The sequence below is a fragment of the Pseudomonas sp. UBA4617 genome (assembly GCF_002386445.1).
In the GTDB taxonomy this organism is placed as follows: Bacteria; Pseudomonadota; Gammaproteobacteria; order Pseudomonadales; family Pseudomonadaceae; genus Aquipseudomonas.
This window is the reverse complement of the sequence record NZ_DGIR01000011.1, coordinates 1-22,477: the sequence shown is the minus strand read 5'-3', so window position 1 is coordinate 22,477 and position 22,477 is coordinate 1. Positions and strand designations below refer to the sequence as shown.

Sequence of the window (22,477 nt, the reverse complement as noted above, 5' to 3'; positions counted from 1 at the left end):
CCGCGAACAGGCCGGCACAGCAAACCGAGATAGAGCAGATGACCCACACCCCCCTGGCAACCCTGTACCAGGCCCTCGACCAGCACCGCCCCGCCAACCTCGAGGCCCTGCTGGCCGGTGTGGCGCTGCTGTTGCCGATCCTCGACGCCATCCCCAACGCCGCGATCTTCATCAAGGACCCGGCTGCCCGCTACGTGCTGGCCAACGACACCCTGGTCCGGCGTTGCGGCCTCAAGCGCCTGCAACCGCTGCTGGGCAAGACCAGCGCTGAAGTGTTCCCGGCGCAGCTGGGCCCCGGCTACACCGAGCAGGATCGGCGCGTGCTCAAGGAAGGCCTGGTGCTGGAGGACCAGCTGGAGCTGCACCTGTACGGCAGCCGCGAGCCCGGCTGGTGCCTGACGCACAAGCGTCCGCTGTACAACCTGGCAGGGGCTATCATCGGCCTGGTCGGCATCTCGGTCGACCTGCAGTCAGCCGCCGACACCCACCCGGCCTACCAGCGCCTGGCTGCGGTGGACGAGCACATCCGCCAGCATTTCCACCAACCGATCAGCATGCGCGAGCTGACCCGCATCGCCGGCATTTCCGTGGCTCAGCTGGAGCGCTATTGCAAGCGGGTGTTCCACCTCACGCCACGGCAGATGATCCACAAGGCGCGCCTGGAACATGCCCATCGCCTGCTGCATTCAGACCTGCCGATCACCGAAGTGGCCATGCGCTGCGGCTATACCGACCACAGCGCCTTCAGCCGCCAGTTCAAGCAGCTGACCGGCTTTACGCCGCGGCAGTATCGGCAGGCGACCAGCAGTCAGCCGAGTTGAAACAACGCCCGTGCCTCATCAAAGCACTGCTCGGCAATCGCCGAACGTGGCTCGCTGCGGCGCAGCAGCAGGCCTACCGGGCTGTGGATGGCGGCGTCGGCCACCGGCAGGATGCGCAGGTGCTCGCTGAGGTCTTCCAGGCCGCAGTCCAGCGGCATGACCGCGCAGCACATGCCGGTGTTGATAGCCTGGATCAGCTGGAAGCTGGAGTCGCTTTCGAGCACTGCATTCGGCTCCAGGCCGCGGCTGCGGAAACTCAGGTCCAGCGACTGGCGGTAGTGCATGCCCTTGCTCAACAGCCCCAGCGGAATGCCGCCGAGTTCGTCCCAGCGCAGGGTGTCGTTGGCGAACTGGAAGTGCCGTGTATCGTGCAGCAGGCCCATGGTGGTAGTACCCAGTTCGATCACTTCGAAGAAGCTGGTGTTGACCTGGTCCAGGTAACAGATGCCAAGGTCGAGCTGGTTGCGGCTGAGCCCGTCGATGACCTGCTCCGAGCTCAGCGAGCTGAGCTGGAAGTGCAGCTCGGGATATTTTTCACGCAACGGCAGCAGCAGGTGCATGGGGTTGAAGCTGGCCAGCGGCACCGTGCCCAGGCGCAGGCTGCCGACCACCTGGCCACGGCAACTGGCGGCCTCGGCCTGCAGGCCGTCATGGGCGGCGAGCAAGGTGCGGGCCCAGGCCAGGATGCGCTCGCCGGCTTCGGTGAAGCCTTCGAAACGCTGGCCGCGCTTGACCAGCACCAGGTCAAGTTCGTCCTCCAGGTTGCGCAGGCGCATGGACAGCGTCGGCTGGGTAATATGGCACAGCGCCGCGGCCTGGCCGAAGTGGCGGGTCTGGTCGAGGGCGATGAGGAACTTGAGCTGCTTGATGTCCATGAACGTGCCTAGTATCGGGTTGTGCAGACCTTAACCCACGTCTGCGATAGATGTCATTGATCAGCCGGTACGCCATATCGATTGGACGCCCCTGGGCCATGCCTCTAGCGTGGCTGGAATGCCACAGAAGGAGCTTCGCCGTGCGCGTCCAAGCCGACGCGGTCTTCGTACCGCTCAATATCGCCGTGCTGACTGTCAGCGACACCCGTACCTATGCCAACGACACCTCCGGCGAGCTGCTGGCCAGCCGCGCGGTGGAGGTCGGCCACCGTCTGGTGGCGCGGGCGCTGCTCAAGGACGACCTGTACAGGATCCGCGCCCAGGTCGCTACCTGGATCGCCGACGACCAGGTGCAGGTGGTGCTGGTCACCGGTGGTACCGGTTTTACCGAACGCGACAGCACGCCGGAGGCGGTCGAGTGCCTGCTGGACAAGCGCATCGACGGGTTTGGCGAGCTGTTCCGGGCCTTGTCGATCCTGGATATCGGCACCTCGACCGTGCAGAGCCGCGCGTTCGCCGGGCTGGCCAACCGCACCCTGGTCTGTTGCCTGCCAGGCTCCACCGGGGCTTGCCGGACGGCGTGGGAGGGGATCCTGGCGGAGCAGCTGGATGCGCGGCACCGGCCGTGCAACTTCGTCAAGCACCTGAAGCCGATCCAGGCCTGCGCCAGCCGGAGCTGAGTTTTCTCCTGTACCGGCCTCTTCGTGGGTAGACCCGCTCCCACAGGTACCGTGCAGGGTTTGAAACCTGTGAGGGCCCTGTGGGAGCGGGTTTAACCCGCGAAAGGGCCGGCACAGGCCACGGCATTCTGTCAGCTCAATACATGGCCCACCGGCAACAACGCCGGCGGCAGCTGTTGTTCGCCCAAGCCAGCCAGTACATCGCGCTCCACGGTGCGCACCAGGGCATCGGTCGGCAAATCGTTTTCATCGCGCCCGAACGGGTCTTCCAGCTCGTTGCCGATCGCATCCAGCCCGAAAAAGGTGTACCCCACGATGGTGGTGAACAATGGCGCCAGCCAACCCAGCGGTTCGGCCAGGGCAAACGGCAGCAACAGACAGAAGATATAGATGGTGCGATGCAGCAACAGCGTGTAGGGGAACGGCAACGGCGTGCCCTTGATACGCTCGCAGGTGGCCTGCACTTCGGTCAGGCCCACCAGGCGCTGCTCCAGCAGGCTGTAGCGCCAGTCACTGATCTGCTGCTGTGTTGCCAGCCGCGAGCAGTGCCCGCCGACTTCGCGCAGGATGGCGTCGCACACATTGTGGTTGCCAAGCGCTTCGGGCCGGGCCAGCCAGGGCCTGGCAGCCGCCAGTTCGTCCTCGTTGCGCAGGTGCGCATTCAGCGCATGGGCAAACCCGCACAGGTCGCGCAACAGCTCGGCGCGCAGGGCCGGGTCGGCGATGACCAGGCTTTCGCGCACGAACGAGCGGGTTTCGATGATCAGCTTGCCCCAGGCCTTGCGCCCCTCCCACCAACGGTCGTAGCAGGCGTTGTTGCGAAAGCTCATGAAAATCGACAGCGACAGGCCCAGCAGGGTAAACGGGGTGGCGCTGACCGGGTAGAAAAACGCCGGGAAATGCCGTTCGACCAGCACGATCAGCGCGGCCAGCAGAGTGATCATCAGGCAGCGCAGGGCAATGCGCTTGACGATCGAACCCTTGAGGGTGAACAGCACACGCAGCACATCAGGAGCGGGGTGGACGATCATGGCAATCCAGAGACGGGCGCCTAGCCGCCAGTCATGTTCATGAAGCGCAGGATCTGCACATCGCCACCGACTTCGAAGTGATGGCGGTAGGGTTTGAGGTGCAGCGAGTCGCGAATGGCCTGTTCCAGGCGTTCGGGGTTGCCTGGGTGAGCGCGCAGCACCTGCTTGAGGTCCACCGAGTGTTCGTTGCCCAGGCACAGCAGCAGGCGGCCTTCGACGGTGAGGCGCACGCGGTTGCAGGTGGCGCAGAAGTTGTGGCTGTGCGGTGAAATGAAACCGATGCGGGTGTTGCCGGCTTCGGCCAGGCGCCAATAGCGCGCCGGGCCTTGCGACGATTCGGTGGATTCGATCAGGGTGAACTGCTCGGCCAGACGCGCGCGGACCTCGTCGCTGGAACAGAACGACTCGCCGCGCTCATGTTCCTCGATCACGCCCAGCGGCATCTCCTCGATGAAGGTGATGTCCAACTCGCGGTCGATGGCAAAGCGGACCAGGTCGACCAGTTCGTGGTCGTTGCGGCCCTTGAGCACTACGCAATTGAGCTTGGTGCGCTGGAAACCGGCATGGCGCGCAGCGTCGATGCCAGCAATCACCTGGTGCAGGTCACCAGTACGGGTCAGCTGCCTGAAGCGCTCGGCATCCAGGCTGTCGAGGCTGATGTTCAAGCGTGTCACGCCGGCGTCGAACAGTGGCTGGGCCAGGCGCCCGAGTTGCGAACCATTGCTGGTCAGGCACAACTCGCGCAAACCGGGCAGGGCGGCAATGCGCCCGCACAGGTCGACGATGCCCTGGCGCACCAGCGGTTCGCCACCGGTCAGGCGGATCTTGCGGGTGCCGAGGGCGACGAATCGCTCGGCCACCGCGAACAGCTCTTCGAGGCTGAGGATTTGCTGGCGTGGCAGAAACTGCATGTCTTCGGCCATGCAGTACACACAGCGGAAGTCGCAGCGATCGGTGACCGACATCCGCAGGTAGTCGATTTTCCGGTTGAAGCCGTCGATCAGGGCCCGGCTGTTCTGTTCCACGTTCGCCCTCGAATGGGTTGGGACTGCACTCCAAGCTATAACCTGGGGGCAAGGCCGTCAAATTGCTTTGCCCGACCATTTGATCGACCGCTTCTATCATCACCCCCGGCGCATGATCGAAAGCGCTTATCACGCCGTAAGATCTTTCGATTGGACGGCTCTACCCCGCGCTCCATAGGCTGAAAAAAAGCATCGAAGCGTGAGGATTCAGCGCATGAGCCAGGACCGACATATTCGCGACTACAAGGGCGCCGCCGCCGGCTGGGGGGCGCTCAAGAGCGTGACCAAAAGCTGGCTGGGCAGCGACAATGCCTTCAAGAACCTGCGGGCCATGCTCAAGACCAACCAGAACGGCGGCTTCGACTGCCCCGGCTGCGCCTGGGGCGAGTCGCCGGAAAACGACATGGTCAAGTTCTGCGAAAACGGTGCCAAGGCGGTCAACTGGGAAGCCACCGGCCGCTCGGTAGACCCGGCGTTCTTCGCCAGGTACAGCGTCAGCGCGCTGGCCGCGCAGAGCGACTACTGGTTGGAGTACCAAGGCCGGCTGACCCATCCGATGCGTTACGATGCAGCCACCGACCACTATGTCGAAACCAGCTGGGAAGCGGCTTTCGTTCTGGTCGCCCAGCACCTGCAGGCGCTCGACTCGCCCGACCAGGCCGAGTTCTATACCTCGGGCCGGGCCAGCAACGAAGCGGCGTTCCTCTACCAGCTGTTCGTGCGTGCCTACGGCACCAACAACTTCCCCGACTGCTCGAACATGTGCCACGAAGCCAGTGGCGTGGGCATGGCGGAAACCCTCGGCGTGGGCAAGGGCACGGTGGTGTTCCACGACCTGGAACTGGCCGATGCCATCTTCGTCATTGGCCAGAACCCCGGCACCAACCACCCGCGTATGCTCGAACCGTTGCGTGAAGCGGTCAAGCGCGGAGCCCAGGTGGTCTGCTTCAACCCGCTGAAAGAGCGCGGCCTGGAGCGCTTCCAGCACCCGCAGCACCCGTTCGAGATGCTCAGCAATGGCTCCGAACCAACCAACACGGCCTACTTCCGCCCGGCCCTGGGCGGCGACATGGCGGTACTGCGCGGCATGGCCAAGTACTTGCTGCAATGGGAGCGCGAAGCCCAGGCCAACGGCGAACCGGCGGTGTTCGACCATGCCTTCATTGCCGAGCATACCAGCGGCATCGACGCCTACCTGGACATCCTGGACGCCACGCCGTGGGCGCACATCGTCGCGCAATCGGGGCTGACCCAGGCCGAGATCGAGCTGGCCGCGCGCATGTACCGCAAGGCCGAGCGGGTGATCATGTGCTGGGCCATGGGTGTCACCCAGCACCGTCACTCGGTGGCAACCGTACAGGAAATCGTCAACCTGCAGCTGCTGCGCGGCAACGTCGGCAAACCCGGTGCCGGCCTGTCGCCGGTGCGTGGCCACAGCAATGTGCAGGGCGATCGCACCATGGGCATCGACGAAAAGCCTAGGCCGGCGCTGCTCGACGCCCTGGAAAAGCGCTTCCGCTTCCGCGTGCCACGGGCGCATGGGCACAACGCGGTGCTGGCGATCAAGGCCATGGAAGAAGGGCGGGCCAAGGTGTTCATCGGCCTGGGCGGCAACTTTGCCCAGGCCACGCCGGACACGCCGCGCACCCATGCGGCACTGCGCAACTGCGCACTGACCGTGCAGATTTCCACCAAGCTCAACCGCTCGCACCTGGTCACTGGCCGCGACGCGCTGATCCTGCCATGCCTGGGCCGTACCGAAATCGACCTGCAGGCCAGCGGGCCGCAAGGCGTGACCGTGGAGGACACGTTCAGCATGGTGCACCTTTCCCACGGCCAGCTGCGCCCGCGTTCGCCGCACCTGCGTTCGGAGCCGTGGATCATCGCCGGCATGGCCCAGGCGACCCTGGGCGGGCGGCCGATCGACTGGGAGTACGCGGTTGCCGATTACGGGCGCATCCGCAACATGATCGCCGATGTTATCCCCGGCTTCGCCGACTTCAACGAGCGTCTGCAGCACCCGGGCGGCTTCCACCTCGGTAACCATGCAGCCGAGCGTAAATGGCGCACGGCCACCGGCAAGGCGCGCTTCAGCCCGCAGTTGTTGCCGCAACAACTGGTGAATGCCAAGGTGCTGGCGCGCGGTGACAAGCCCGACCTGATCCTGCAGACCCTGCGCTCGCACGACCAGTACAACACCACCCTGTATGGCCTGGACGACCGCTATCGCGGGGTGTTCGGCCTGCGTGAAGTGGTGTTCGTCAACGCGGTCGACATCCGCCGGATGGGCTTCGAGCCGGGCGAGCAGGTGGACCTGGTGTCGCTGTGGGAGGATGGCGTGGAGCGGCGCGTGTCGGGCTTCCGCCTGGTGGCGTACGACGTGCCGGAAGGGCAGGCGGCGGCCTATTACCCGGAAACCAACCCGCTGGTACCGCTGGACAGCTATGGCGAGGGGACTTTTACGCCGACCTCGAAGTTCGTGGCGATCAAGGTCGAGAAGGCCCGGGCAGGGAACCGGATTGCGGCGGTCAACACTGCAAGCTGAATGAGGCGTTTGCGGGATCGGGCCGTTGTGCGGCCCTTTCGCGACACAGCAGCCCGGTTAGCGAGAAACCGGGTAGGCCGTGGTGTACTTCATCTGCTCCATGGCAAAACTGGAGGTAATGTTGGAAAGCCCCTCGGTGCGAGTGATGAGCTTCTTGTAGAACCGGTCGTATGCAGCGATATCACCCACCACCACCCGCAGCATGTAGTCCCAGTCCCCCGACATGCGATAGCACTCCATCACCTCCTCGAAGCCGGTCACGGTCGCGGCAAACTGTTCCAGCCAGGCGCTGTCGTGGCGCTGGGTCTTGAGCTGGACGAACACGGTCAGCCCGAGCCCCAGCCGTTCAGGGTCGAGCAAGGCGACCCGGCCGACGATGTAGCCTTCTTCCTCCAGGCGCCTGACCCGCTTCCAGCAGGGGGTAGTGGACAGGTTGACGGCCTCGGCCAGGTCCTTGAGCGAGATTGCCGCGTCGCGCTGAAGCAGGGTGAGAATGTGCTGGTCGAAGCTGTCCATGTCGCGTGTGGGCCGTGCCGGAAAATATTTCACAGATTACCCCAAGGCCAGACGATTTGGGTTGTGCGATAGTGGCGCCTTTCATTCTGCCGATGGGCCTGACCATGTCCGACAAACCGCGTAATTTCGCCACCCGTACCATTCATGCCGGCGAGCAGTTCAGTGTTGCTGAGAATGCCATTTTCCCGGCGATCGTGACCGCCAGCTCGTTCACCAAGCGCAGCCTGGATGACAAGCCGGAATACTCCTACAGCCGGGTTGGCAACCCCACCCGGCATGCCTACGAAACCTGTGTCGCCGCCCTGGAAGAGGGTGTTGGCGCGGTCGCCTGTGCCTCGGGGGTGAACGCCACTGCCACCGTGCTGGAGTTGTTGCCAAAAGATGCCCATGTGGTGGTGATGAACGGCGTCTACGGCGGCACCTTCCGTATTCTCGAAGACTACCGTAGCCGCAGCTCGGGCCTGACCACCACCTACGTCGACCTCAACGATCTTGAGGCGGTGGCCGCTGCCATCCGGCCGGAAACCCAGCTGATCTGGATCGAATCGCCGACCAACCCGTTGTTGCACCTGGTCGATATCAAGGCTGTGTGCGACCTGGCCAAGGCGCGGGGCATCCTCACCTGCATCGACAACACCTTCTGTTCGCCGTGGAACCAACGCCCCATCACCCTGGGCGTGGACCTGGTCATGCACTCGGCAAGCAAGTACATCGGCGGCCATTCCGACCTGACCGGTGGCGTGGTGGTAGCCGCCAATGATGCACTGCTGGCGCGCCTGCGCCGGATCAGCATGGCGATTGGCGGCGTGCAGGGGCCGTTCGACTGCTACCTGGCCCTGCGCGGGCTGAAGACCCTGGATGTGCGCATGGAGCGCCAGTGTGCCAACGCCCTGCAGGTGGCGCGCTTCCTCGAAAGCCACGCGCAGGTCGAACAGGTGTACTACCCGGGGCTGGAAAGCCACCCGCAGCACGAACTGTGCAAGCGGCAGATGCGCAGTGGCGGGGCAGTGGTGGCAATGAAGGTCAAGGGCGACCGTGCCGCACTCAACCGGCTGGTGGAGGCGCTGCAGATTTTCGTGCTGGCCGACTCGCTGGGCGGGGTGGAAAGCATGATCAACCATTCCTGGAGCATGTCGCACTGCTCGCTGAGCCCGGAGCAGAAGGGCGTCATGGGGATCAGCGAGAACCTGTTGCGGTTGTCGGTGGGCATCGAAGATTACCGCGACCTGGTCGAGGACCTGGATGGGGCACTGAAGGCTGCGGCTGCTATGTGAGGGCTGCTGGCCTCTTCGCGGGTAAACCCGCGAAGAGGCCGGTGAATTCAATGGGTTTGTTCAGTCAGGATTTGGGCGGGTGAATGATCCGTTCGATCTTGTCCTTGATCAGCAACCGCTCCCTGCGCAAGCGGTTGACGGCCTCGTCGTTGGTACCGTTGCCTTCGGCGGCAAGCACCTCTTTGTCCTTGGCGTTGTACTCCTTGTGCAGTGCGAGCAGCGTCTGGTCCTTGTCCATGAGCGCCTGGAATGCATCAGCGGTAACGTGCAGGTCAGCGAGCAGATCATGCGGAACTGGCATTTCTTCACCTCTGTCGGGGTTGGCGAATGGTCCTGACCTTTGAGGATAGCCGGCTTTGCGCGGGTAGGGGACTGGGGTAGGCTGTCGCATCTCCCCGCGACCCGGACCCTGCGCCATGCCTCACCTGAACCTGGAATACAGCGACAACCTGCGCGAACTCAACGTCGACATGCTGCTGCTGCGCCTGAATCACGCCCTGGTCGGCAGTGGCCAGTTCGCCGACGAGGCGGATATCAAGAGCCGTGCCGAATCCTTCAGGCACTTTCGGGTGGGCACCTCGCCGGGCGAGCGGGCCTTCGCCCATGTGCGCCTGGCGATTCTCAGCGGGCGTTCGCCCGAGGTGAAGGCGCTGCTCTCCAGCAGCCTGCTGGAAGTACTGCGTGAAGCCATCCCCGAGCGGCCCGGGCTGGATATCCAGCTGTGCGTGGAAGTACTGGATATCGATCGCGAACCCTACACCAAGCTGCGCCTGCCAGGCTGACGCGCGGTTTCATGAACTTCTTTTAATGGTGAAGGCGCCCGCTAACGGATTTGTTGGCGTCTTTTTCACAAAAAATTGATGGTGCGGTTTCTAGAGTTCGGCCAAGTTTCCGCGGTGCCACCAGGCCCCTCGGGGTCATTATTCCTGAATGCGAACGCTGATGCCGAACTTCAAATCCCTGCGGACCGAATGGGTCACGCTGCTGGCCAGCCTTTACCTGCTGATCGGCTTCAACTACTTCCTCTGGCATCATCTCGAACAGGTCGTTCCGCCCGGCTTGCCGGGGCTGTGGCTGGGTCTGGCGTTTGCCGTGATGATGCTGTTCGCGTTCAACCTGATCCTGACCGTGTTGGCGTTTCGCTTCATATTGAAGCCGGTATTGATCTTGTTGTTCCTGAGTGGCGCCGGTGTAGCCTACTTCATGAACCGGTACGGCGTACTTATCGATGCGGGCATGTTTCGCAATATTGCCGAAACCAATGTGGCGGAAGTGCGTGACTTGCTCTCGCTGAAATTTGCCTTGTATGTCCTCGGCCTGGGTGTGCTGCCGTCGATCCTGGTGTGGAAGGCGCCGATTGCCTACCGCGCCTGGCACCGCGAGCTGTTTGGCAAACTGGTAGTCGGCGGCGCCTGTGTGGTCGCCCTGGGTTCGGTGGCACTGGTCAACTATCAGGGTCTGTCGTCACTGTTTCGCAATCACCACGAACTGCGCCTGATGCTCACCCCCAGCAATATCGTCGGGGCGTCCTTCGGTTATGTCAGCGAGCGCGTCGGTGCCGCTGCGCAGCCCTTCCAGCATTACGGCGAAGATGCCAGGCGCGATGCCGCCTGGCAAAAACATGAGCGCAAGTCGCTGACAGTGCTGGTGGTGGGCGAAAGTGCGCGGGCAGACCATTTCGGCGTGCTGGGCTATGACCGCGACACTACGCCGAACCTTGCCCACGAGCAGGGCCTGCTGGCGTTCTCCGATGTGCACTCCTGCGGCACGGAAACCGCCGTCTCGGTGCCGTGCATGTTCTCCGGCATGCAGCGCAAGGACTACGATGCCCGCGTGGCGAAGAACCGCGAAGGGTTGCTGGACATCCTCCAGCGTGCCGGCCTGGCCGTGCAATGGCGCGACAACCAGTCGGGCTGCAAGGGCACCTGCGACCGTGTGCAGTTCATCGATGTCAGCAACCTCAAGGACCCGCAGCTGTGCGCGGACGGCGAGTGCCATGACCAGATCCTGCTGCAGGGCCTGGGCGAACTGATCGACAACCTCGACAGGGACACCGTGCTGGTGCTGCATCAGATGGGCAGCCATGGCCCGGAATACTTCAAGCGCTACCCGGCTGCCGACCAGCGCTTTGCCCCGGTGTGCCAGAGCAATGCCCTGGACCAGTGCAGCGAGCAGGAAATCGTCAACGGCTACGACAACACCCTGGCCTATACCGACAAGGTGCTGGCCGCGCTGATCGATACCCTGCGCAGCAAGCAGGACAAGGTCGACACGGCAATGATCTACCTGTCCGACCATGGCGAGTCACTGGGTGAATACAACCTGTTCCTGCACGGCACGCCCTACGCCATCGCCCCCGAGCAGCAGAAGCACGTGCCGCTGCTGACCTGGTTCTCCGACAGCTACAAGAACGACTTCGGCATTGATACCGACTGCCTGGCCAGGCTCAGCGACGCCCCGTTGTCGCAGGACAACCTGTTCCACTCGATGCTTGGCCTGTTGCAGGTGCACACCGAGGTCTACCAGCGGTCGCTCGACCTGTTCGCCAGCTGCCGCCCATGGCTGGCGGCCAAACGCTGAAGCCAACGGCGCCAGGCCGCTCCTGCACATACCCTACGCACACAACAGCACCACTGATCGATATCAAGGATGGCCCGGGTTTCACCAGCAGTGCCTGCGCCGTATATACTGCGCGCCAATGTTAGTGGGAGAGCCTCGTGGCCATCGAAATACACTGGATCCGTGACGACCAGAGCCTGGCCGAACACTGCCGGAACTGGCACGAACTGCCCTTCGTCGCCGTCGACACCGAATTCATGCGGGTAGACACCTTTTACCCCAGGGCCGGGCTGATCCAGATCGGCGACGGCCAGCGTGCCTTCCTGATCGACCCGCTGCTGATCGGCAACTGGCAACCCTTGGCCGAGCTGCTCGAGGACAACGGCGTGGTCAAGGTGCTGCATGCCTGCAGCGAAGACCTCGAAGTCCTGCTGCGCCTGACCGGCAAGTTGCCCCAGCCGCTGTTCGACACGCAGTTGGCCGCCGGCTACCTGAACCTGGGCTTCTCGATGGGCTACTCGCGCCTGGTGCAGGACGTGCTGGGCATCGAGCTGCCCAAGGGCGAAACCCGCTCCGACTGGCTGCAGCGTCCACTCTCCGACACCCAGGTCAGCTATGCTGCCGAGGATGCCGTGCACCTGGCCGAGCTGTTCAGCCAGTTGCGTCCACGCCTGTCCGATGACAAGTACGCCTGGGTGCTGGAAGACGGCGCCGAGCTGGTCGCCCAGCTGCGCCGCGAAGTCGAACCGGAAAGCCTGTACCGCGACGTCAAGCTGGCCTGGAAGCTGGCCCCCCAGCAACTGGCGGTGCTGCGTGAACTGTGCGCCTGGCGTGAACGCGAAGCGCGCAACCGCGATGTGCCGCGCAACCGCATCCTCAAGGAGCACTCGCTATGGCCCATGGCCAAGAGCCAGCCGAACAACCTGTCGGCGCTGGCCAGGATCGACGAGATGCACCCGCGCACCATCCGCCAGGACGGTGAGTTCCTGGTCCAGCTGATCAAGCGTGCCGCCAGCCTGCCACCCGAGCAGTGGCCACCAGCCTTGCCCGAGCCGCTGCCGATCGAGGCCGCCGGCGTCCTCAAGCAGTTGCGTGCCATCGGCCAGGCCGAAGGTGAGCGGCTGGGCATCGCCCCCGAGCTGATGCTGCGCAAGAAAACCCTGGAGGCGCTGCTCAAGAGCGGCTATCCCAATGGCCCCTATCAACTGCCCGATTCGCTGCGCGGCTGGCGCCGTGAGCGTATGGGCCAGGCCCTGCTGGACAGCCTGGCAGGTGCCGGAGAGACCCGATGAAACGCATTTGCTCGATCTACAAGAGCCCACGCAAGAACGAAATGTACCTGTACGTGCTCAAGGCCGATGGCCTGCAGCGCGTGCCCGAAGGTCTGCTGCCGTTCTTCGGCACCCCCATGCACGCCTTCGACCTGGTGTTGACCCCAGAGCGCAAACTGGCCCGCGAAGACATCGCCAAGGTGCTGGAAAACCTCGACAACCAGGGCTACCACCTGCAAATGCCGCCCCCCGAAGACGACTACATCGAGCACCTGCCCGAAGAGTTGCTGCGCCGTAACGACCCGGCCTGATCATGCGTGTACTGATTGCAGAGCATGATCATGCTCGATACGCCGAAATCCTGCATGCCGCCGCGCCTGAACTGGAAGTGCTGACCAGCGGCGACTCCGCCGAACTGGCCTGCCAGGCACCACAGTGCCCGGTGTGGCTGGGCCAGCCGGACCTGCTGGCCAGCCTGTTGCGCCAGGGCCACAAGCCGGACTGGATGCAATCCACCTGGGCCGGCATCACTCCGTTGCTGGCCGAGGGCCTGCCGCGGGACTATCGCCTGACCCGTGCCGTGGGCATCTTTGGCCAGGTGATGGCTGAATACATGCTCACCTACATGCTTGGCCACGAGCGCGAGGTGCTGTCGCGCCTGGTCAGCCAGGTCGAACGGCGTTGGGACAACCGCCCGGGGCGGACCCTGGAAGGGCGCAAGGTGCTGATCGTCGGCACCGGCGACATTGGCCAGCGTGTGGCCGAGTTCCTGCAACCGTTTGGCGTGGTCCTGTACGGGGTCGCCAGCAGCGCGCGCGAACAGGCGCCGTTCGTCGAAGTGGCCGCATTGGCCGACCTGGCACGCCTGGTTGGCCAGGTCGACTATGTGCTCAACCTGCTGCCGGACACCCCGGCCACCCACGATCTGTATGACGCTGCGCTGTTCAAGTGCTTCCAGCCCGGCGCGCTGTTCATCAATGCCGGGCGTGGGGCGGCGGTGGTCGACGCTGACCTGGTCGCGGCGTTGAAGGACGGCCACCTGGCAGGAGCGGTGATCGATGTCTGCCGCCAGGAGCCACTGCCCAGGCAGCACCCGTTCTGGACCGCCTGGGGCCTGTTGCTGACCGGGCACAGCTCGGCGCCCACTTCGCCGACGGCGATGGTGCGGTTGTTTGTCGAGAATCTGCGGGCGTATGCGGCGGGGCAGGGGTTACGCGGCGAAGTGGACTTCGCGCGGGGCTATTGATTTTGAAATGCCTGTGCCGGCCTCTTCGCGGGTAAACCCGCTCCCACAGGATGTCCACTGTCCTCAGGTCCTGCGGGAGGCTGGTATTGGCTGTACTGGCAAAGCCCCATGGGGCAGTGGAAATCCCTGTGGGAGCGGGTTCACCCGCGAACCGGCCAGTACAGCAAGTGCAAGCCTTACAGGCTGAAATCACCCTCGGCCGCCAGCTCGCTCAATGGCTTGCGCGGGCTTGGTACTTCGCGCGCCTGCAGGGCTTCGTCCAGGCTGGCCTTGTCGCCCAGCTTGCCGATCGCCACCATGGCATGCAGCACGTAGCCTTCCGGCACTTTCAGCTCCTGGCGTGCCAGCGCCTGGTCGAAACCGGCCATGCCGTGGGTGTGCCAGCCGCTGATGCTGGCTTGCAGGGCCAGGTGCCCCCAGGCCGAACCGGTGTCGAAGGTATGCCACAGCGCCGGCTTTTCTTCCGTGGTGCCCGGGGCGGCAAAGGTGGTCTTGGACATGACCAGCACCAATGCCGAGGCGTGCTGCGCCCAACTGCGGTTGAACGGTACCAGCAGGTTCAGGTAGCGCTCCCAGTTTGGCGTGTCGCGACGGGCATACAGGAACCGCCACGGCTGCGAGTTGTACGCCGACGGGGCCCAGCGTGCCGCTTCGAGGAAGCTCAGCAGGGTTTCTTCGCTGATTGGCTCAGCGGTAAAGGCGCGTGGCGACCAGCGGTTGATGAATTGTTCGTTGATGGCGTAATCGGCTATGCGAGGGTTGGCGCTCATGGCGGCTCCTGCAAACGGAGGGGAAACCCGCACGCTACTGCCTCGCGTCGCCCCTGACAAGCGGTCTGGCTTTGCCGATGGCCAGGCTCTAGACTGGCGCCGCCGCGCGCCGCGGCCCCAAGATGAATGCAGGATATCCGTGTCATGATCGCTGAAAACGCCCCGTTCTGGCGGCGCAAGACCCTGGAGCAACTCAGCCCGCAAGAGTGGGAGTCGCTGTGTGACGGCTGCGGTCTGTGCTGCCTGCAGAAGCTCGAGGACGAGGATGACAATAGCGTCTATTACACACGCATCGCCTGCAAGCTGCTGGACCTGGACACCTGCCAGTGCAGCGACTACCCGAATCGCTTCGCCCAGGTGCCTGATTGCATCCAGCTCACCCCGGGCAAGGCCGACCAGTTCAAATGGCTGCCGAGCACCTGCGGCTACCGCCTGGTCAGCGAGGGCAAGGACCTGCCGGCCTGGCACCACCTGGTTTGTGGTGACCGCCAGCAGGTCCATGAACAGCGCATTTCCCAGGCGGGGCGTATGCTCAGCGAGCACGATGTGCACGAAGACGACTGGGAAGACCACCTGATTTTCCGCGCCAGCTGACCGGCGCTGCCCGCTGTACGGGATACAAGGAGTTTCTCCATGCGTTGCCAGCTGTTGTTGCTGTTGAGCCTTGTGGCCTGCTCGCCAGCCTGGGCGAAAAAGGTCGACCTGGACTACCACGTGCGTCTGCTGCCAGCCAGTGGCCAGGCGGAAGTCCGCCTACCTTGGCCGATGGCAGTGCCGTGCGCAGCCTGGACTTCGACCTGGGCAAGGCCGGGACCTACAGCGGGTTCCAGGCTGACGGCAACTGGCAGACGCAGGGCCAGCGTGGCGTGTGGCAGCCGGCTGCCGGCAAGACCAGCCTCAGCTACCGAGTGCAGCTGGAGCAGAAGCGGGGCGAGGCCTATGCGTCGCGCATCAACCCGCAATGGGCGCTGTTTCTCGGTGACCAACTGGTGCCACCGGCGCACCTCGACCAGCAGGATGGCACCGAACTGGTGGCGCGCCTGGCGTTCGACCTGCCCGAGGGTTGGAACAGCGTCGAAACCGCCTGGCCACGCATCGGCAAGGACAAGTTCCGCATCGACAATGTATCGCGCCTGTTCGACCGCCCGACCGGCTGGATGCTCGCTGGCAACCTGGGCAGCCGCCGCGCGCGCCTGGGCGACACCGAGGTGACGGTGGCCGCGCCGGTGGGGCAGGGCATGCGGCGCATGGACAGCCTGACCTTGCTCACCTTCGTCTGGCCGCAATTGCAGGCACTGTTCCCGCGTAACCCGCCAAAACTGCTGCTGGTCGGCGCCCGTGACGGCATGTGGCGCGGGGCGACTGCCGCGCACGGGTCGTTGTACCTGCACAGTGGCCGGCCGATGGTGAGCGAGAACGGCAGCAGCCCTTTGCTGCGCGAAGTGGTACAGCTGTTTGCGCAGATCCATGGGCGTGACGGCAGCGACTGGCTGGTGGAAAGCCTGACCGACTACTACGCCAGCGAGCTGCTGCGCCGCTCGGGCGGGATAAGCGACGACCGCTACCAGGCCTGGCAGGCGCGTTTGAGCAAGCACGGCGCCAAGGTCACCCGGCTCAAGGGCAAGCATGCGAGCCCGGCGCAGGTGGCGCGCGGGGTGATGCTGTTGCAGGCGCTGGACACGGAAATTCGCATCCACACCCAGGCCAGGCGCTCGCTCGACGATGTGGTGCGGGGCCTGATGCGCCTGCCCGGTGTCAGCACCGAAGACTTCGTGCAGATCAGCGAGAACGTGCTGGGGCGGCAGTCAGAGGTCTTGCAGAGCAAGGTATTGCAGTAAAGCTGTTACCTGTGCCGGCCTCTTCGCGGGTAAACCGCTCCCACAGGTACGGCGAAGCGTCCAACGTCCTGGTGATCCTGTGGGAGCGGGTTTACCCGCGAAGAGGCCGGCACAGGCCAACGTGCCTCAACTGCCGGTCAACGGGTCCTTCCCGGTCACCGTCACTCCGCGCGTCGCCGCCTCGGCACTGGCCTGCAAGGCCTGCAGTTCGGAAGCACTGCGTTCGATGTCCGAGCGCAAGCGGTGATATTCCTGCCGGTGCCGCTGCCACCAGGCCTTGGTCGCGCAGTGCCCGGTGAAGCCGCGAGCCAGCGCCAGGCCGCCGACTGCAACCTGCAGCAAGCCGACCAGGCCGCCGTGGCGCAGCCCCTTGCTGACCATCAGGGCGCCACCCGCCAGCGAACTGGCGCGTTCAAGCCCATGAACGTTGTTGTCCTTCGATGTTGCAGCCGAATGAATATCGAGCATGGCGAGGCCTCCGTCTGACGTGTAAGCAGCTGACCCGCCGGCCACCGCCATCGTTCAGTCGGTTATTTGAACCTGGGCCCCGAACGGGTATTGAGCCCCTTGGCCATGCGGTCATACAGCACCACATTCACCGTCGCCGCCAGGTTCATGCAACCTTCGGTCGGAATGTAGATGGTCTCTTCACACCAGCCCCGCACATCCTCGCTCAACGAGCCATCCTCCGGTCCGAAGATGTAGATGGCCCGGTCAGGGTGGGTGTACTCCGGCAACGGTCGGGCACCTTCCACCAGCTCCACCGCCACCGGCGTGCAGCCCAGTGGAATGATGCGTTGCAGATCGTCGATGCCGATCAGTGGGATGTCGTAGTGCACGCGCTTGGTATCGGTGACGAAGTCACGGGCGCGTTCGTAGCGTTTGCCGGTATAGAACACAGAGTTGACACCATAGCAACCCGCGGCGCGCATGACCGAGCCGACATTTTCCGCCGACTTGGGGTTGAACAGGCCGATGCAGCTGTATCGTTTGTTTGCCACGTACCGGGGCCCTTCGCAAAAAAGCGCGATTATACGGGCTACCCGGTAGCGGCGGGGGGCGAATCGATGGTCAGTCCTTCTTCAGCATGCCAGCCAGGCCGGCGAACGGGTTGTGGGTGGCCTTGGCGATGCTCGGGGTACTGGTGGAACCTTCGCTGAAGTACTGCTGGTCGGTGTAGCGCGAATGCTCGTTGTCGTGGCAATACAGGCACAACAGCTCCCAGTTGGAGCCGTCCTGCGGGTTGTTGTCGTGGTTGTGGTCGCGGTGGTGCACGGTCAGTTCGCTCAGGCGCTTGCCGGAGAATTCGCGGGCGCAGCGGCCGCACACGTGCGGGTACATTTTCAGGGCCTTGTCGCGGTAGCCCATTTCCTTGTCACGCTTGGCATCGGCCAGGATTCGGTCCAGACGCGCGGTGGCGGCGGAAGTGGTGGAGCTCATGGTGTTTCCCTTGATCTGATCAGGCGAATGACGGTTATGCCCCTGAGTCTAGCGCGCTTGCACGGCTGGCGGACAGGCGAAAACCGGAATATCGGCGTAGCCTGTAGGAAGGTTCCCGACAGGAGGTTGCTGATGTTTCGCGCGATCCTTGCCGTGCTGGTGCTGGCTGGCCTGCCCATGGCCCAAGCTGCCAGCACGCCACCCCGGTTGAGCACGCCAGTGCCCGGTGCACCGGGTACGCCAACGCCCACACCGTACCCGCAGATCACCCCGAGTACACCGCCCAAGGCCTATGACAGCCAGCCGGGGGCACCATTATTGCCGCCCATGCCGGTGCCAGGGCCGCCGAAAGACCAGCCATTGCCGGGCTTACGCCAGGACCCGCCGAAGCCGCCGGTGCAGGATGATTGAATTCAGCCGGCCTACCCCGGTTTTCTGTGGGAGCGGGTTTACCCGCGAAGCAGGTGCCGCGGTGGATGGCACGGGCTTCGCCCGTGTTCGCGGGTAAACCCGCTCCCACAGGGATCGCGCAGGATTCAGGGCATGCGCGGTCCCTGTAGGAGCGACCTTGTGTCGCGAAAGTGGCGCAAAGCGCTCCCAGCCCTCTCAAACGATACCTAGCTCGCCGAACACGAACGCGTACTCGAGGGCCACATCCTTCAGCCCCTGATACCGCCCGCTCATCCCGCCATGTCCGGCCCCCATCTCGGTCTTGAGCAGCAGCAGGTTGTCGTCGGTCTTGCGCGTGCGTAGCCGCGCCACCCACTTGGCCGCTTCCCAGTACTGCACGCGGCTGTCGTTGTAGCCGGCCACCACCAGCATCGCCGGGTAAGCCTGTGCCTTCACGTTCTCATACGGTGCGTAGGCCTTGATCCGCTCATAAACCTCCGGCTCCTCAGGGTTGCCCCATTCGTCGTACTCGGTCACGGTCAACGGCAACTCAGGGTCGAGCATGGTGTTGAGCACGTCGACGAAAGGCACTTCGGCAACTGCACAACGGAACAGCTCGGGGCGCAAGTTGAGCACCGCACCCATCAGCAGGCCACCGGCACTGCCGCCGCTGATGGCCAGGCGATCGGCTGCAGTCACGCCCTCGGCGATCAGGTGCTCGGCACAGGCGATGAAGTCGCCGAAGGTATTGTGCTTGTGTTCCTGCTTGCCCGCGCGGTACCAGGCTTCGCCCAGTTCGCCACCGCCGCGCACATGGGCGATGGCGAAGGCCACACCGCGCTCCAGCAGGCTCAGGCGCGCATGCGAGAACCACGGGTCGAGGCTTTCGCCATAGGCGCCGTAGCCATACAGGTACAGTGGCACGGTCCGGCCCAGGTCCTGGCGCCGGCGTACCAGGCTGATCGGCACCCGGGTGCCATCCGCCGCCGTGGCCCACCGGCGCTCGCTGACATAGTCATCGGCATCGAACGGCCCGAGTACCGGGGTTTGCTTGAGCACCACCTGGGCGCCAGTGGCCAGTTCCAGCTGGCGCACCTGGGCCGGGCGGTTGAGGGCTTCGTAGCGCAGGCGCAGGCGCGGGCTGGCGAACTCCAGGCTGTCCTGCACGTACAGGCTGTAGGCCGCGTCGGGCAGCTTGACACGGTAGGCCGGCAAGCCCTGGGGACGTACCTCGATGATCGGCAGGCCGCCTTCGCGCAGGCTCAGGGTCAGCGCAGTGGCATTCAGGCTGAGGCCTTCGAGCATGATCGCGTCGCGGTGCGGCACCAGCACCTGCCACTGCGCGCGGCTTGGCACCGGTGTCACCGGCGCGTGGTACAGGGCGAAATTGATGCCGTCCTGGTTGGTGCGGATGAACCAGCGCCACTGGCCGTCGAGCTGGCCGTGGTCGGGGAAGTATTCGTGGCCTTCGACCCGCGGCGCCAGGCAGGTGAACGGCGCCTGCGGCGTTTCGGCATCCAGCACCCAGGCTTCGCTGGTGGTCTTGCTGTTGAGCAGCAGCACCAGCTGGCGCTCGGAGCTGGTGCGGTAGCAGTGCAGGAAGAAGCGCCCGTCGGGCTCCTCGAACACGGTCTGCGCGCCATCGCTGCCCAAGGTGTGGCGGCGCAGGCGCCAGGGCCGGTGGGTGTCGTCCAGTTCGGCAAAGAACAGCGTCTGGCTGTCGTTGGCCCAGGTCAGGCTACCGTCGCAGTCGTCGAAGGGCAGGGTGGTGACGTTGCCAGTGGCCAGGTCCTTGACGTACAGGGTGAAAATTTCGTCGCCGCTGGTGTCGAGGCTGTAGGCCAGCAGGCGGTGGTCGGGGCTGACGTTGAACGCGCCCAGTGACAGGAAGCCGCCATTGGCCAGGGCATTGGGGTCGAGCAGCAGTTGCTCCTGGCTTTCATCGACGGTGTTGGCGTCGTCGGCCGGACGCGGGCAGCGGTAGTGACGCGGGTACTCGTCGCCGGCGGTGGTGCGGGTGTAGTAGAGGTAGGGGCCCCAGGGGGTCGGCAGCGACAGGTCGGTTTCCAGGATGCGACCCTTTATTTCTTCGAACAATTGCTCGCGCAGCGCTGCCTGGTCGGCCAGGCAGGCTTCCTGGTAGGCGTTTTCGGCTTGCAGGTAAGCCAGCACCTCGGGGCTGTCGCGCTGTTGCAGCCAGGCATAGGGGTCGGTGGCGTTGTCGGCATGGGCGATGGGGGGCTGAGGCTTGTTCGGCATCGGGGAACTCTTGGCTGGGGACAGGGAGACGCTGTCTGCGCCCGGAAAAGTGTTTATCATAGGCATCTCTTTGCCTGGCTTGCACGAACACCATGACCGAGAACGACTACACCCTGGCCTGGGGCCTATACGCGGTTGCCGCCTTGGGCTGCCTGCTGGTGGGCTTCAAACTCACCGGCTGGATGTGGCGCTGGCTGCGCGAACCGTTGCGGGTGGTGCTGGCGGTACTGCTGCTGACCCCGACCATCGTCGACCCGGCCAAGGACAGCTTCGCCCCGGCCATCGCCATCACTGCGCTGGATCTCGCCTTCAAGGTCGGCAACAACGCCTGGCGCGCGGTGTCGGACTTTGCCATGTATGGCATGTTCGCCTTCAGCCTCTACTTCCTCTTCGTGGCGTTGCGCTGGCCGCTGGAAAAGCGCGCCCGTGAGCGCCGCGCCCAGGCCGAAGCCGCAGCCCAGCGCCAGGTCGCCGAAGATGACGCGCTCGCTGCCCAGGCGCCGTTCGCCGCCGAGCGCCGGGACCGTTACCTTGACGACCCACGCCCTGCCCTGCGTGGCGGTGGCCGGGTCGAGCCCCGTCTGTAAGCGGAGAAACGCCTATGTGCGAACTGCTGGGCATGAGTGCCAACGTTCCCACCGATATCGTTTTCAGCTTCACCGGCCTGATGCAGCGCGGTGGCCGCACCGGCCCGCACCGTGACGGCTGGGGCATCGGCTTCTACGAAGGGCGCGGCCTGCGCCTGTTCCAGGACCCGGCCGCCAGCAGCGAGTCGGAAGTGGCCAACCTGGTGCAGCGCTACCCGATCAAGAGCGAAGTGGTCATCGGCCATATTCGCCAGGCCAACGTCGGCAAGGTATGCCTGGCCAACACCCACCCCTTCGTGCGGGAAATGTGGGGCCGCAACTGGTGCTTCGCGCATAATGGCCAGCTGGGTGACTTCAAGGGCCAGGCCAGTTTCTACCGGCCCGTGGGCGACACCGACAGCGAAGCGGCCTTCTGCGACCTGCTCAACCGCATTCGCAGCAGCTTCCCCGAACCGGTTGCGGTTGAACAGCTGCTGCCGGTGCTGGTCGAAGCCTGTGCCGGCTACCGGGCGCTTGGCGTGTTCAACTGCATGCTCAGCGACGGCGACTGGCTGTTCTGCTTCTGCTCGACCAAGCTGGTGCACATCACGCGGCGTGCCCCCTTTGGTGCAGCGCGGTTGAAGGATGTCGACCTGATCGTCGATTTCCACACCGAAACCACCCCCAACGACGTGGTCACGGTCATCGCTACCGAGGCCCTGACCGAGAACGAGACCTGGCAGCGCTACGCGCCGGGACAATGGGCCCTGTGGCGGCACGGCGAATGCGTGGCGCACGGCCAGAGCTAAGGACGCTGCATGTTCAGAAGTTACCTGCGGTTGCTGCTGTTCACCTTCGGCCTGCTGGCCGGCATCCAGGTCCCGGGGCTGGTCAAGGATTACAGCCAGCGGGTCGAGGCGCACCTGTTCGAGTCGCGCGAGGCGCTCGATGGCTTCCGGCAGACAGCCGAGCGTTTCTTCAACGGTGACTTGCAGGCGCTGTTGCGGCACTACCGCAGCAGTGACGACCCGGTGTTCCTGAGTGACGCCAACAGCATCGAAAGCCTGATGATCCGTAATGAACGGCTGGAAAACGAATGGCAGGCGTTGCAAGGACCATGGGTTGAACGTACCTGGCACGTGCTGGTGCAGGCCGACCCGCAACTGCGGGAAGAGACGCTTAACGGCTACAGCTACCAAATTCTGCTGGTGCCCGAGGCAATTGGCTGGGGCATTGGCGCAGGGTTTGTGCTGGCTTTTGTGGTCGAGAGCCTGTTGCTGGGGATTGGCTGGGTGATTCTTGGCGGGCGGCGTGGCGGGGTGAAGGAGAGCTGGCGCTGATTTTCGCAGAGCCTGTGCCGGCCTCTTCGCG

The 22,477-nt window shown here is 64.4% G+C and carries 24 protein-coding genes and 1 pseudogene; 15 read left to right on the top strand and 10 right to left on the bottom strand.

Annotated features, from left to right (window positions below; translation table 11 throughout):
* Positions 1-38: 38 nt before the first annotated feature.
* Positions 39-821, top strand: coding sequence for an AraC family transcriptional regulator (locus B4L76_RS03895; protein ID WP_296230638.1), 783 nt, complete (start codon positions 39-41; stop codon positions 819-821).
* Here B4L76_RS03895 and B4L76_RS03890 read toward each other — a convergent pair.
* Positions 809-1,696, bottom strand: a complete 888-nt coding sequence (locus B4L76_RS03890) for a LysR family transcriptional regulator (RefSeq protein WP_296230634.1) — start codon at positions 1,694-1,696, stop codon at positions 809-811. The genes B4L76_RS03895 and B4L76_RS03890 overlap by 13 nt on opposite strands.
* A 140-nt stretch (positions 1,697-1,836) precedes the next feature.
* Here B4L76_RS03890 and moaB point away from each other — a divergent pair, with 140 nt between their 5' ends.
* Positions 1,837-2,376 carry a molybdenum cofactor biosynthesis protein B gene (moaB, locus tag B4L76_RS03885; RefSeq protein WP_296230633.1) on the top strand — a complete coding sequence of 180 codons (540 nt, stop codon included), beginning with the start codon at positions 1,837-1,839 and terminating at the stop codon, positions 2,374-2,376.
* Positions 2,377-2,507: 131 nt separating this feature from the next.
* On the opposite strand, the gene B4L76_RS03880 is transcribed toward moaB, so the two are convergent.
* Both B4L76_RS03880 and moaA read right to left on the bottom strand, forming a co-directional pair.
* Complete coding sequence (locus B4L76_RS03880; protein WP_296230632.1) at positions 2,508-3,407, bottom strand: bestrophin family protein; 900 nt, start codon at positions 3,405-3,407, stop codon at positions 2,508-2,510.
* A 20-nt stretch (positions 3,408-3,427) separates the two neighbouring features.
* A complete protein-coding gene (gene moaA / locus B4L76_RS03875) occupies positions 3,428-4,432 on the bottom strand; it encodes a GTP 3',8-cyclase MoaA (RefSeq protein ID WP_296230631.1) in 1,005 nt (334 codons plus the stop codon).
* 214 nt (positions 4,433-4,646) lie between these two features.
* Here moaA and B4L76_RS03870 point away from each other — a divergent pair, with 214 nt between their 5' ends.
* Entirely contained in the window at positions 4,647-6,977 is a 2,331-nt protein-coding gene (locus B4L76_RS03870) for an FdhF/YdeP family oxidoreductase (protein ID WP_296230630.1), read from the top strand.
* A 57-nt stretch (positions 6,978-7,034) separates the two neighbouring features.
* On the opposite strand, the gene B4L76_RS03865 is transcribed toward B4L76_RS03870, so the two are convergent.
* Entirely contained in the window at positions 7,035-7,493 is a 459-nt protein-coding gene (locus B4L76_RS03865) for an Lrp/AsnC family transcriptional regulator (protein ID WP_296230629.1), read from the bottom strand.
* 92 nt (positions 7,494-7,585) lie between these two features.
* Here B4L76_RS03865 and B4L76_RS03860 point away from each other — a divergent pair, with 92 nt between their 5' ends.
* A complete protein-coding gene (locus tag B4L76_RS03860; protein WP_296230635.1) occupies positions 7,586-8,767 on the top strand; it encodes a trans-sulfuration enzyme family protein in 1,182 nt (393 codons plus the stop codon).
* A gap of 64 nt (positions 8,768-8,831) precedes the next feature.
* Here the strand turns inward: B4L76_RS03860 and B4L76_RS03855 are convergent, their stop codons facing one another.
* On the bottom strand, positions 8,832-9,068 hold the full coding sequence (locus tag B4L76_RS03855) for a YdcH family protein (protein WP_296230628.1): 237 nt from the start codon (positions 9,066-9,068) through the stop codon (positions 8,832-8,834).
* Between the two features lie 115 nt (positions 9,069-9,183).
* Here B4L76_RS03855 and B4L76_RS03850 point away from each other — a divergent pair, with 115 nt between their 5' ends.
* The 5 genes from B4L76_RS03850 to B4L76_RS03830 all read left to right on the top strand — a co-directional run bounded on the left by B4L76_RS03850 (position 9,184) and on the right by B4L76_RS03830 (position 13,843).
* Positions 9,184-9,549 (top strand): 5-carboxymethyl-2-hydroxymuconate Delta-isomerase, encoded by a 366-nt coding sequence (locus B4L76_RS03850; protein ID WP_296230626.1) that lies wholly within the window; start codon positions 9,184-9,186, stop codon positions 9,547-9,549.
* 160 nt (positions 9,550-9,709) lie between these two features.
* On the top strand, positions 9,710-11,347 hold the full coding sequence (locus tag B4L76_RS03845; protein WP_296230624.1) for a phosphoethanolamine transferase: 1,638 nt from the start codon (positions 9,710-9,712) through the stop codon (positions 11,345-11,347).
* 137 nt (positions 11,348-11,484) lie between these two features.
* Positions 11,485-12,618: a ribonuclease D gene (gene rnd / locus B4L76_RS03840; RefSeq protein WP_296230622.1), complete on the top strand. Its 1,134-nt coding sequence runs from the start codon at positions 11,485-11,487 to the stop codon at positions 12,616-12,618.
* A complete protein-coding gene (locus B4L76_RS03835; RefSeq protein ID WP_170031445.1) occupies positions 12,615-12,908 on the top strand; it encodes a YcgL domain-containing protein in 294 nt (97 codons plus the stop codon). The genes rnd and B4L76_RS03835 overlap by 4 nt, the downstream gene beginning before the upstream one ends.
* Before the next feature lie 2 nt (positions 12,909-12,910).
* Positions 12,911-13,843 (top strand): D-2-hydroxyacid dehydrogenase, encoded by a 933-nt coding sequence (locus tag B4L76_RS03830; RefSeq protein ID WP_296230620.1) that lies wholly within the window; start codon positions 12,911-12,913, stop codon positions 13,841-13,843.
* A gap of 176 nt (positions 13,844-14,019) precedes the next feature.
* Here the strand turns inward: B4L76_RS03830 and B4L76_RS03825 are convergent, their stop codons facing one another.
* Entirely contained in the window at positions 14,020-14,613 is a 594-nt protein-coding gene (locus B4L76_RS03825; protein ID WP_296230619.1) for a nitroreductase family protein, read from the bottom strand.
* Between the two features lie 144 nt (positions 14,614-14,757).
* Between B4L76_RS03825 and B4L76_RS03820 the strand changes: the two genes are divergently transcribed.
* A complete protein-coding gene (locus tag B4L76_RS03820; RefSeq protein ID WP_296230618.1) occupies positions 14,758-15,207 on the top strand; it encodes a YcgN family cysteine cluster protein in 450 nt (149 codons plus the stop codon).
* A gap of 39 nt (positions 15,208-15,246) precedes the next feature.
* Positions 15,247-16,451: pseudogene (locus B4L76_RS03815) on the top strand (hypothetical protein).
* 126 nt (positions 16,452-16,577) lie between these two features.
* Here B4L76_RS03815 and B4L76_RS03810 read toward each other — a convergent pair.
* From B4L76_RS03810 to B4L76_RS03800, 3 genes are all read right to left on the bottom strand, one after another.
* Complete coding sequence (locus B4L76_RS03810; RefSeq protein WP_296230617.1) at positions 16,578-16,919, bottom strand: YgaP family membrane protein; 342 nt, start codon at positions 16,917-16,919, stop codon at positions 16,578-16,580.
* 62 nt (positions 16,920-16,981) lie between these two features.
* Positions 16,982-17,452 carry an RNA methyltransferase gene (locus B4L76_RS03805; RefSeq protein WP_225778824.1) on the bottom strand — a complete coding sequence of 157 codons (471 nt, stop codon included), beginning with the start codon at positions 17,450-17,452 and terminating at the stop codon, positions 16,982-16,984.
* A gap of 70 nt (positions 17,453-17,522) precedes the next feature.
* Entirely contained in the window at positions 17,523-17,891 is a 369-nt protein-coding gene (locus B4L76_RS03800; RefSeq protein WP_296230612.1) for a YajD family HNH nuclease, read from the bottom strand.
* 132 nt (positions 17,892-18,023) lie between these two features.
* Here B4L76_RS03800 and B4L76_RS03795 point away from each other — a divergent pair, with 132 nt between their 5' ends.
* The gene (locus B4L76_RS03795) at positions 18,024-18,302 is read left to right on the top strand and encodes a hypothetical protein (RefSeq protein ID WP_296230610.1); all 279 of its coding nucleotides are present in this window, start codon (positions 18,024-18,026) and stop codon (positions 18,300-18,302) included.
* A 195-nt stretch (positions 18,303-18,497) separates the two neighbouring features.
* Here the strand turns inward: B4L76_RS03795 and B4L76_RS03790 are convergent, their stop codons facing one another.
* Positions 18,498-20,540 carry a S9 family peptidase gene (locus B4L76_RS03790; protein WP_296230609.1) on the bottom strand — a complete coding sequence of 681 codons (2,043 nt, stop codon included), beginning with the start codon at positions 20,538-20,540 and terminating at the stop codon, positions 18,498-18,500.
* 92 nt (positions 20,541-20,632) lie between these two features.
* Here B4L76_RS03790 and B4L76_RS03785 point away from each other — a divergent pair, with 92 nt between their 5' ends.
* Genes B4L76_RS03785 through B4L76_RS03775 form a run of 3 tightly spaced genes read left to right on the top strand, consistent with a single transcriptional unit; the run spans position 20,633 to position 22,446 of the window.
* Positions 20,633-21,127, top strand: a complete 495-nt coding sequence (locus B4L76_RS03785) for an MFS transporter (RefSeq protein WP_296230607.1) — start codon at positions 20,633-20,635, stop codon at positions 21,125-21,127.
* A gap of 14 nt (positions 21,128-21,141) precedes the next feature.
* Complete coding sequence (locus B4L76_RS03780; protein ID WP_296230605.1) at positions 21,142-21,915, top strand: class II glutamine amidotransferase; 774 nt, start codon at positions 21,142-21,144, stop codon at positions 21,913-21,915.
* 9 nt (positions 21,916-21,924) lie between these two features.
* Entirely contained in the window at positions 21,925-22,446 is a 522-nt protein-coding gene (locus B4L76_RS03775) for a DUF2937 family protein (protein WP_296230604.1), read from the top strand.
* Positions 22,447-22,477: the final 31 nt, after the last annotated feature.